Source organism: Streptosporangium nanhuense (genome assembly GCF_059358815.1).
Genome location: NZ_JCADBG010000060.1, coordinates 1 through 9,305 on the forward strand (window position 1 = coordinate 1; position 9,305 = coordinate 9,305).

Genomic DNA, 9,305 nt, shown 5'->3' on the forward strand with positions numbered 1-9,305 from the left:
GCACCGCGCGGGCCAGGCCGGAGTAGCGGTCGACGACCTCGTCGTGTGCCATGGCGGGCTCCTACCGGCAGGCGGGCATCGCGGGAACGGGATTGCCCATCACCACGTCGGCGGCGGTGGGAAAGCAGCTCACGCACTCTTCGTTGATCCGGTACAGGCTGGAGGTGCCGTGCCGCTCCACCAGGACGAACCGCACCTCCGACAGGATCCTCAGATGGTGCGACACCGTCGACTGACCGATCCCGACGGCGGCGACGATCTCCCCGACGCTCATCGGCTCGCGCCGACGGGCCAGCAACGACACGATCTGGATGCGGGTGCCGTCTGCCAGCGCCCTGAACCAGCTCGCGTACTCCTTGGCCTCGGCCCGCCCTAGAGGTTCCTTCTCTGCTTTCATCGAATATCGACGATATTCGATGAAAGCAGAGAAGGAACACTTATTTCCACCTTGAGATCTTCCACAACCGGCAACGACGACACAGTGGCCTGAGGATGTTCACCCCCATCGAGTACGAGATGCTCTATCCGAACGTCCAGTCGGCATGAGAGTCGACCAAGCCGACTCCACCGACCTCGGGGTACATCAGAGTCCATGAAACCCGGCGCGGTTCAAGGCCGCCGGCTCAGCCTTTGATGAAGCGGCGGGTGATGTGGCGGCGCACTGGCGGGAGCGTGGTCAGGCGTAGCGGCAGCTGGGTCAGCCACAGCAGCAGCGGGCTGGTGGGGGCGTAGACGCCTTTGACGCGGCGGCCGAGTTGCTGCTTGCGTTCGGCTTCGGGTCGGATGGCGGCCTCCCACGCGGCCAGCGCGGCGGGCACGTCGCCGGGGTGGGCGGCCAGTTCGGTGCCGAGGCGGTCGGCGCCGCCGACGGCCAGCGCGGAGCCGTATCCGGCGAACAGGGTGACGCACCAGGCGGCGTCGCCCAGCAGGACCACCCGGTCTTTGCTCCAGGACGGTGCGACGACCTGGCTGATGGTGTCGAAGTAGACTGAATCGGCCCGTTTGAGTCCGGCCAGGGCTTCGGGGATGACCCAGCCGAGGTCGCCGTAGACGCGTTGCAGTTCGGTGGCAGCGTCCTCGCCGGGGCGGGCGTGGCTGGTGCGGTAGCCGAAGAAGGCGACGTTGCGGCCGTCGGGGACGCTGATGAAGGCGGCGGTGCGGCCGCGCGAGGACAGGGTGCCGGTGGCTCCGATGGCGATGGTGGCGGGGCGTTTGTCGAGCATGTAGACGGCGACCTTGTGTTCCAGGTCGAGCAGGAAGTCCTCTTCCGGGCCGAACAGCAGGGCGCGGGTGGCCGAGTGCAGGCCGTCGGCGCCGATCAGCAGATCACCCTCCTCGATACCGCCGTCGGTCAAGGTGACGCGGACGGCGTGGCTGTCTTGGTCGACGGCGGTCAGGGTGGTGCCGAAGCGGATTTCGGCGTGGCCCTTGACCTTCTCGTACAGGACGGCTTCGAGGTCGCCGCGCAGGATGGTGATCGAGCGGGGGCCGGTGGTGGCGAGGATGGTGGCGCGGTCGAGGGCGAAGCGGCGTTCGCCGTTCGGTTTGTGGTAGACGAGTTCGTCGGTGATGAAGCCCTTGTTGAGCAGGTCGGGCAAGATGCCCATGCGCTCGGCGGCGTCGTAGCCGATGCCGCCGAAGGTGACGGCGTAGCCGCCGCCGCGCCGCGCCGGGGCGCGTTCGACGATGAGGGTGTCCCAGCCGATCTGGTGCAGGCGCAGGGCGGTGGCCAGGCCGGCGATGCCCGCTCCGATGATGATGGCGCGCATGAAGGTCGTGTCTTCCTTAACGTGAGGGGTGGTTGAGCAGCCGCTGTTCGGCGGCGGCGTCGAGCCAGGTGTCGGGGGAGCTTGGCGGCGGCGTAGTCGGCATCGTCGGTGCCGGCGGGGTCGCCGTCGACCAGGGGTGCGTGCTCGTCGGCGTGCGCGGGCCAGGGCCAGCGGTGCACGCCGCGGCTGGAGACGTAGCCGTAATGCCCTGTCCGGCCGGCCGGCAGGCGGGCGGTGTCGCGCACCACCCGCGGCGCCCAGGCCCAGGTGTCGATGACCGCGTCCCACTCCCCGTGGCCCAGCGCCGGCCGTACGGCCTCGGGGTCGGTGCGGTCGGCCGGCAGCCGCACGCCATCGGTGGCCGGAATCTCCACGTTGCGCCGCACGCGCACCCGGTACCGGAGAGCGGGGCGCACCCCGTACAGGCGGCTGGGCAGGGTCATAGCCGGTCACCTTCCTGGCGACGTAGATGAGCTGTCCCATCGCCGACCAGGCTTCCCGGCACACCATCGAACCTCTCGCGAGAGGCCGACACGAGGACTATACCCACTTTTCGGAAATTTCTGAACAGTCAGAGTGTTCGGTACCCTATTTCCCTCAAGGAGGAGAGCGTGTGAACGACCGGCATGAGCAATGGCAAGCGGCGGAACGGCTGGCCCTGACCCTGACCGAGGGCGGGCTCCAGCGCATGGCCGCGCGCACTTTGGCGTTCTTCCTGTTCACCGACCAGGACAGCGTCACCGCCGGCGAGATCGCCGAGCGGCTGGAGGCCAGCGCGGGCTCGGTCTCCGGTGCGATCAAATCCCTGCTGGCGGTCGGCCTGATCGAACGCCTGCCCTCACCCGGTAGCCGCCGCGAGCACTACCGGCTCCGCGATGACGCGTGGGCCATCCTGTTCACCAGTCAGAACACCGTCATCCAGGCCATGCTGCAGGCTGCGGCCGCCGCAATCGCCACCACCGATGAAGGCGATCTCGCCCATCAGCGCCTGGCGCAGATGCACGCCTTCTACGACTTCCTGCTCGGCGAGTTGCCCGCCCTGCTGGACCGCTGGCACCAGCAGACCGGCTGACCCCAATCCGGCCGATTCCGCTTGGCCAGGGCCGATGCGCATCATGTCGGAGCTTTATCGGGACCCGAGTTTCATTCTACTTCTGACCTGGGGTGATGCAGTGTGGACAGTAGCGTCGACGACGATCGCGGAGTTGGCCTGCCGGCAAGGTCCGGCACGTTCGGCGAAAACGCGCTCCGGCGTGTCGCAAGTTGCGATCTGTCTCAGGATCTCGTCGGCGCGGCGCTCGCCAGGTGCTCGGGCGGATGCGTCGCGAAGTCGCGGGTTGTCGGCTCGCAGCCGGCGGATATGCGTTGTGGAGACCTCCAGGCGGCGCGGCAACGAGGGTCAGAACACAGAGACCGAAAGGTGAGGCCGCCGCCATCTGGTGGACAACCGGAGGCGCTGTTACTGTCGTCATCGGAGCGCCGGGAAGTCTGGTCGGCAATGTCATAGCGGACCGGTTCGTGGAGGCGCCCCGTGGCGAACAGCCCTGCCATTGTCGTCAGTGGCCTGACCAAACACTTCGGCAAGGCCCGCGCCCTGGACGGGCTCGACCTCACCGTACGGACCGGCGAGGTCCACGGCTTCCTCGGCCCGAACGGCTCGGGCAAGACCACCACCCTGCGCATCCTGCTCGGCCTGCTACGCGCCGACGCCGGCCACGCCGAACTGCTCGGCGGCCACCCGTGGCGCGACGCCGTCGAGCTGCACCGGCGGCTGGCCTACGTGCCCGGCGACGTCGTGCTGTGGCCCACTCTGTCGGGCGGCGAGGCCATCGACCTGCTCGGCCGGCTGCGCGGAGGCCTCGACCGGCAACGCAAGGCGGCGCTGCTGGAACGCTTCGACCTCGACCCCGCCAAGAAGGGCCGCGCCTACTCGAAAGGCAACCGCCAGAAGGTGGCCCTGATCGCCGCGCTGGCCTCCGAAGTCGAGCTGCTGCTGTTCGATGAGCCGACCTCCGGCCTGGACCCGCTGATGGAGGCCACCTTCCGCGAGGTCGTCGGCGAGGAACGCGCCCGCGGCCGGACAGTGCTGCTGTCGAGCCACAGCCTGTCGGAGGTCGAGGCGCTCTGCGACCAGGTCACCATCATCCGCGACGGGCGGACGGTGGAGACCGGCACCCTGGCCGGGCTGCGCCACCTCACCCGCGCCACCATCGACGCCGAACTCGACCATGTCCCCGACGGCCTGAACGATCTGGCGGGCGTGCACGGCCTGACCGTCAGCGGCTCCCCGGTCCGGTCCCAGGTCCGCTTCCAGGTCGACGGCGAACATCTCCAGGCGGTGTTGCGCCTGCTCACCGACGCCGGCGTGCGCGCACTGACCTGCCGGCCGGCCACCTTGGAGGAGCTCTTCCTGCGCCACTACCAGGCCGCGGCATGAACGGCATGAACGGCATGACCGGCACGCTGACGCTGGTGCGGCTGGCGCTGCGCCGGGACCGCGTCCTGGTGCCCGTCTGGATCGTCGTGATCGCCGGTCTCATCACCGTCAGCGCCTCGGCCATCGCCGAGTTGTATCCGCAAGCCAGCCAGCGCATCGCGCTGGGCGTCACCGTCGGCGCGGCCCCCGCCCTGCAGGCGCTCACCGGACCGGTCTTCGACGCCACCTCGATCGGCGGGCTGACCGCGTGGCGGGCCACCACCATCGCCGCGGTGCTGGCCGCCTTGATGAGCATCCTCGTGGTGACCCGGCACACCCGCGCCGAGGAGGAGACCGGCCGCGCCGAGCTGGTCGGCTCCTGCGCGGTGGGCCGCCAGGCGGTCCCGGGCGCGGCGGTGCTCGTGGCCGCCGCCGCGAACGTGCTCATCGCCCTGCTCATCACGGTGGGCCTGGCCGGCCAAGGGCTGCCCGTCGCAGGTGCGCTGGCCTTCGGCGCGGCGGTGGGCGGGACAGGCTGGGTGTTCACCGGCGTCGCGATCGTCGCCGCCCAGCTCACCACGCATGCGCGCACCGCCAACGCCCTGGCCTGCGCGGTGCTCGGGGTGGCGTTCCTGCTGCGGGCGCTGGGTGACGCCGCGAAGGTGGAAGCGCTTGCCTGGTCGTCCCCGCTGGGGTGGGCGCAGCGGGTGCGGGCCTTCGCCGGCGAGCGCTGGTGGGTGGTCGCGCTGCTCGCCGTCACCGCCCTGGCGCTGGTGGCCGCGGCGGCGCTGCCGGCCAGGCGGCGCGATCTCGGCGCCGGACTTCTGCCGTCGCGCCCGGGCCTGCCGGAGGCCCGCCCGTATCTCGCCGGTCCCTTGGCGTTGGCGTGGCGGTTGCAGCGCGGTGGCCTGCTCGGCTGGGCGATCGGCTTCACGGTCGCGGGCGTGCTGTTCGGCGCCCTGGCCCACAGCATGGGTGACATCGTCGGCGACAACCCGCAACTGGCCGCCCTCCTGGCGCAGCTCGGCGGCACCGACGCGCTGACCGACGCGTTCCTGACCGCCGAGCTGAGCGTGCTGGGCCTGGTCGCCGGCGGTTACGCGGTCCAGGCGACGCTGCGGCTGCGCGATGAGGAGTTGGCGCTGCGGGCTGGACCGGTCCTGGCCACGGCCGTGACCCGCCGCCGATGGAGCCTCAGCCACCTGGGCATCGCCTTGGGCGGCAGTGCCCTGATCCTGTCGGTGGGAGGGCTGGCGGCCGGGCTCGCGCACGGCCTGCGGATCGGCGAACCGGCCGCTCAGGCCGCGCGCATGCTGGGTGCGGCGCTGGTGCAGGCGCCCGCCACCTGGACCCTGGCCGCGATCGCGATGCTGTTGTTCGGGCTGCTGCCCCGGCTGACCGCGCTGGCGTGGGCGGCCTTGCTGGCCTTCGCCCTGCTCGCCCAGCTCGGCGAACTGCTTCAGCTGGACGACTGGGTCATGAACCTGTCTCCCTTCGCCCACGTCCCGCAGCCGCTGAGCCAGCCCGTGGGCGCCGGTCCGCTGCTGGGTCTCGGCGTGGTCACCGCTGCGCTCCTGGTCGCCGGGATCACCGCCTTCCAGCGACGTGACCTGCAGGAGGGCTGACGGTTCGCTCTGTCTTCGGGCCGCTGCCAGATCCTGGGAGGAGGGGAACGAGCGTCCGGAGCCGGCGTGCCGGTTGATCGGGCAGTGTAGCCGCCGCTCTCTCACCGGGCCGGGTCTTGGTGCGAGAGCCGAGCGCCACGGTGCGTCGACAGGTCGACGTGCCCTTCAGACACTATGAGACCGGGCTTGAGACGCCGCGCTCTACCTCCTGTCAGGCTCGCGAGGTGTCCGCCCTGCGGGGGGAAGCTCAGACGCCTTCAGGCAACACCCCAAGACAATCTTGGTGACGACTATCGCCGGGAATCACGATGGTGTCGGCGACCTCGGCCGGACATCACCGTCAACACATCGTTGAGCATTCGGCAAACGAGGATTGGCAGGGTGGGCGTTATGAGCATCCTGTCACGTTCGGCCATCGCCCGACGCCGCCGCACCCTGGCCAACCTCGTGCTCCGCGACCTCGCCGACACCGGAGACGTCACCATCCCCGCCTGGTGGGACGCGGAGATCCAGCGGGAGTTCGGCGGGCTGGGCGGGTTCCTCTCCGAGCTGAGCCGCCAGTGGTGGACGGCCTACGCCGCGCACCTGGACGCGCTGATCGAACTGGGCCTCGACGACCCCTCCCAGGCGTGGGACGACGTCACCGAGCAGATGCCGTGGCTGCGGGCCGTCCTCGACGCCTACACGGACGACGCGGCGCTCGCCGAGGCCGAGCGGCGGCACTGCGACGTCCTTCGCTGGACAACCCGCCGCGAACCCCGGCACGCGGCCTGAGAGGACCCGGTGAGCGGTCCGACGACGCCGCAGCGCGAGAACGGGCCGGACGAGCCGGCACGCGGCCCGAGAGGACCCGGAACGGCTCGGGCCTCCGGTGGTTCGCGGCCTCCGTATCCTTGGATCTCACGCGCTCCGGGCCCCGCCGGACCGGTTCCTCACATATCGTGCGGGGAATATTCGCGAGGGATCGGGTAGCCATGAACGATGGTCAGATTTGCCGAGGGTAAACCCCCACCTCACAGGAACTCCGACGATCATGCCGCTGACCTGCGGCTGGGTGTACGCCTGACGATGGCGATGGCGGCAGTGGCGATCTTCACCGTGCCGTTCGTGATCCTGCTCGTGCTCGTGAGGACCTCTTCCACCCCGCTCACGGGTCTCGACGAGGGCATCGCCCTGAGCCTGCACGCCCACGCGCTGGAGAACCCCGGCTACACCGCCTTCCTCAGGGTGGGGACCGAGGTGTTCGGCCCCTGGACGTGGCGTGTGCTGGTGGTGCTGGCCGCCGTCTGGCTCTGGCGCCGGGGCGCGCCGCGCCTGGCGATCTGGGCCGTCGCCACGATCACCTTCGGCGGCCTGCTGAACCTCGCGATCAAGGGGATCGTCGACCGCGCCAGGCCCGACCTGCCGAATCCCGTGGCCTGGGCGCCCGGCGCCTCCTTCCCCTCCGGGCACGCGATGGGGGCGGCGCTGGGCACGTGCATCCTCGTGCTCATCCTGCTGCCCTTCCTGCGCAGCACGGCCTCGCGGATCGCCGTCTGGGGCGTCGCCACGGCCATCATGGTGTTCGTCGCGTACAGCCGGGTGGCGCTCGGCGTCCACTGGACCAGTGACGTGATCGCGGGGGTCGCGCTGGGCGTGGTGGTCGTGGTGGGGGCGGCGGCGGGGTTCGAGACCTGGCGCCGGGGAGAGGGCCGCAAGCCCGCCGAACCGCACATGGAAGGCGTCGAACCCGAGGCGTTCCGAGGGAGCCATTCGGGGTAGCAGGCGCCTCATGTCGAAAATGTCGGTGGATTTCAAAGGCGTGACACGCCTCATCCTGGCGCCACTGGCCATCATGGCCGTGCTGACGATCGGCGTCGGGCTCCTCATCACCAAGGTCCTGCAGACGACGACCCTCATCGCGAACGACGAGGGTGTCAACGCGCAACTGGCCGGGGACCGTACGGCCTACTGGAGTTCGATCACCGACGTGATCTCGAGCATGTCCGACACCCCGGTGATCATCACTGCCACCGCCCTGCTGGTCATCGCCTTCCGGCTGGCCTTCAAGCGCTGGAACGAGTCGATCTTCCTCGCGCTGGCGGTCTTCTCGCAGTCGGCGATCTTCCTGCTGGCGACCGTCTTCGCCCAGCGCAAGCGGCCCGCCGTCGAGCACCTCGACCCCGCTCCCCCCACCTCCAGCTTCCCCTCGGGGCACACCAGCGCCGCGGTCGCCTTCTACTGCGGCGTCGCCCTGGTGCTGACCATCCACACCCACCGCTTCAAGATTCTGAACGTGCTGTGGTGGGTGATCGGCCTGGGCATCCCGCTGGGCATCGCCTTCTCGCGCATGTACCGCGGCATGCACCACCTGAGCGACGTGAGCTGGGGTTTCCTGCTCGGCCTGGTCTGCATCGCGGTGGCCGCCAACGCGCTGCTGTTCCGGCCGGTGATCGAGGAAAAAAAGAAAAAAGTTCTGAGCGTGTAGCGATCCCCGCCCGTATCGGGGCTCCGGGGTGGCGAAGATCGCTGCGACGAGGATCGGCGGGGGCGAGAGAGGGACATTCGCCACCCGCCGGGTCGCTTCGCATGAGACCGTTGTGAAGCAGCACCACCAGGGTTCACGTCTGTCACCTCGTGTGGCTCAAAGATCACTATGTGCTACGAAGTAAGATGGAAGCCTCGTTGGGAGGATTCAAGTCCTCCCGTCGGGGCACGAGCAGCCAGCCGGCCGGACCGAGAGACGTTCGACGGCTACCCTCAAGGAAGGAAGCCGGGCCCATGGATCACCAGTCCGTCGTCTGCCACAAATGTTCGGGCGTTCTCCTCGCCACCGACTCCCGCAACTACACAACGCAGCGAAGTCGCCTGATCCTCACCAACGGCTACTGCACCTGCCCCGCCGAGCAGGCCCCCGTCGAGCAGGCCGCCCAGCGGCAGCAGCAGCCCCAGCCCGTCGCGGAGCAGCCCGTCTCGCACCGGCAGCCCACCCACGCCCAGCAGAACATGCCCGCGGGCCAGAACTCGATGGTGGTCGCCTAGCCACACCTCGGGGAGCGGTCGCGGCGCGGGGAGCGCACGCGGCGGCTCGGCTCCCCGGCGATCGCGCGCCGCCTCTGGGCTCTCGCGGATCGCGCTCCTTGACCGACCTGGTCATATTCGCTGATCAGCCGCTGTCACGGATCCGGACGCCTCCCAGGTCGTCCACCCTCTCGGATCCGGACACACCTCTTCGGTCGTCGGCTCGGACCCCTCGACTCCCTTGAATCTTTCGGATCTCCCGAATCCGAGCACATCTTCCCGGTCACCCTCGCGAGTCCGGACGCACTCGCCGATCGGCCACCCTCCCGTATCCCGGCACACTCCCGCATCCCCGCCCGTTCCCGGGCAGGTCGCACTCCCGGATTCTCGCGCCGCCGAGACCGGGGCGTCGCGCGGCGCTCACTGGTGCACCATCGTCTTGTCGGCAGTTGAAAGACCGCCGATGCACCCCAGGTGCCGCCGGATCACCGCCCT

General features: G+C 69.8%; 9 protein-coding genes. 7 read left to right on the forward strand and 2 right to left on the reverse strand.

The window, feature by feature from the left end; genetic code table 11:
- Nucleotides 1–61 precede the first annotated feature (61 nt).
- Nucleotides 62–397: an ArsR/SmtB family transcription factor gene (locus tag AC5L38_RS43680; protein WP_495248722.1), complete on the reverse strand. Its 336-nt coding sequence runs from the start codon at nucleotides 395–397 to the stop codon at nucleotides 62–64.
- 226 nt (nucleotides 398–623) lie between these two features.
- Nucleotides 624–1,769: an FAD-dependent monooxygenase gene (locus AC5L38_RS43685; RefSeq protein ID WP_495248723.1), complete on the reverse strand. Its 1,146-nt coding sequence runs from the start codon at nucleotides 1,767–1,769 to the stop codon at nucleotides 624–626.
- A 613-nt stretch (nucleotides 1,770–2,382) separates the two neighbouring features.
- On the opposite strand from AC5L38_RS43685, the gene AC5L38_RS43690 reads away from it, so the two are divergent.
- The 7 genes from AC5L38_RS43690 to AC5L38_RS43720 all read left to right on the forward strand — a co-directional run bounded on the left by AC5L38_RS43690 (nucleotide 2,383) and on the right by AC5L38_RS43720 (nucleotide 8,831).
- The gene (locus AC5L38_RS43690; RefSeq protein ID WP_495248724.1) at nucleotides 2,383–2,841 is read left to right on the forward strand and encodes a GbsR/MarR family transcriptional regulator; all 459 of its coding nucleotides are present in this window, start codon (nucleotides 2,383–2,385) and stop codon (nucleotides 2,839–2,841) included.
- A gap of 459 nt (nucleotides 2,842–3,300) precedes the next feature.
- Nucleotides 3,301–4,206, forward strand: a complete 906-nt coding sequence (locus AC5L38_RS43695; protein ID WP_495248725.1) for an ABC transporter ATP-binding protein — start codon at nucleotides 3,301–3,303, stop codon at nucleotides 4,204–4,206.
- Nucleotides 4,203–5,810: an ABC transporter permease gene (locus tag AC5L38_RS43700; RefSeq protein WP_495248726.1), complete on the forward strand. Its 1,608-nt coding sequence runs from the start codon at nucleotides 4,203–4,205 to the stop codon at nucleotides 5,808–5,810. Before AC5L38_RS43695 ends, AC5L38_RS43700 begins: the two co-directional genes overlap by 4 nt.
- A gap of 390 nt (nucleotides 5,811–6,200) precedes the next feature.
- Nucleotides 6,201–6,584 (forward strand): hypothetical protein, encoded by a 384-nt coding sequence (locus AC5L38_RS43705; protein WP_495248727.1) that lies wholly within the window; start codon nucleotides 6,201–6,203, stop codon nucleotides 6,582–6,584.
- 300 nt (nucleotides 6,585–6,884) lie between these two features.
- Nucleotides 6,885–7,571: a phosphatase PAP2 family protein gene (locus tag AC5L38_RS43710; protein ID WP_495248728.1), complete on the forward strand. Its 687-nt coding sequence runs from the start codon at nucleotides 6,885–6,887 to the stop codon at nucleotides 7,569–7,571.
- A 40-nt stretch (nucleotides 7,572–7,611) separates the two neighbouring features.
- Nucleotides 7,612–8,277: a phosphatase PAP2 family protein gene (locus AC5L38_RS43715; protein ID WP_495248729.1), complete on the forward strand. Its 666-nt coding sequence runs from the start codon at nucleotides 7,612–7,614 to the stop codon at nucleotides 8,275–8,277.
- A 293-nt stretch (nucleotides 8,278–8,570) separates the two neighbouring features.
- Nucleotides 8,571–8,831, forward strand: coding sequence for a hypothetical protein (locus AC5L38_RS43720; protein WP_495248730.1), 261 nt, complete (start codon nucleotides 8,571–8,573; stop codon nucleotides 8,829–8,831).
- Nucleotides 8,832–9,305 lie beyond the last annotated feature (474 nt).

What these genes read in the sequence shown, in the direction of transcription:
- AC5L38_RS43720 (WP_495248730.1), top strand. Translation starts at nt 8,571, where the DNA reads ATGGATCACCAGTCCGTCGTCTGCCACAAATGTTCGGGCGTTCTCCTC.
- AC5L38_RS43700 (WP_495248726.1), top strand. Translation starts at nt 4,203, where the DNA reads ATGAACGGCATGAACGGCATGACCGGCACGCTGACGCTGGTGCGGCTG.
- AC5L38_RS43680 (WP_495248722.1), bottom strand. Translation starts at nt 397, where the DNA reads ATGAAAGCAGAGAAGGAACCTCTAGGGCGGGCCGAGGCCAAGGAGTAC.
- AC5L38_RS43710 (WP_495248728.1), top strand. Translation starts at nt 6,885, where the DNA reads ATGGCGGCAGTGGCGATCTTCACCGTGCCGTTCGTGATCCTGCTCGTG.
- AC5L38_RS43705 (WP_495248727.1), top strand. Translation starts at nt 6,201, where the DNA reads ATGAGCATCCTGTCACGTTCGGCCATCGCCCGACGCCGCCGCACCCTG.
- AC5L38_RS43685 (WP_495248723.1), bottom strand. Translation starts at nt 1,769, where the DNA reads ATGCGCGCCATCATCATCGGAGCGGGCATCGCCGGCCTGGCCACCGCC.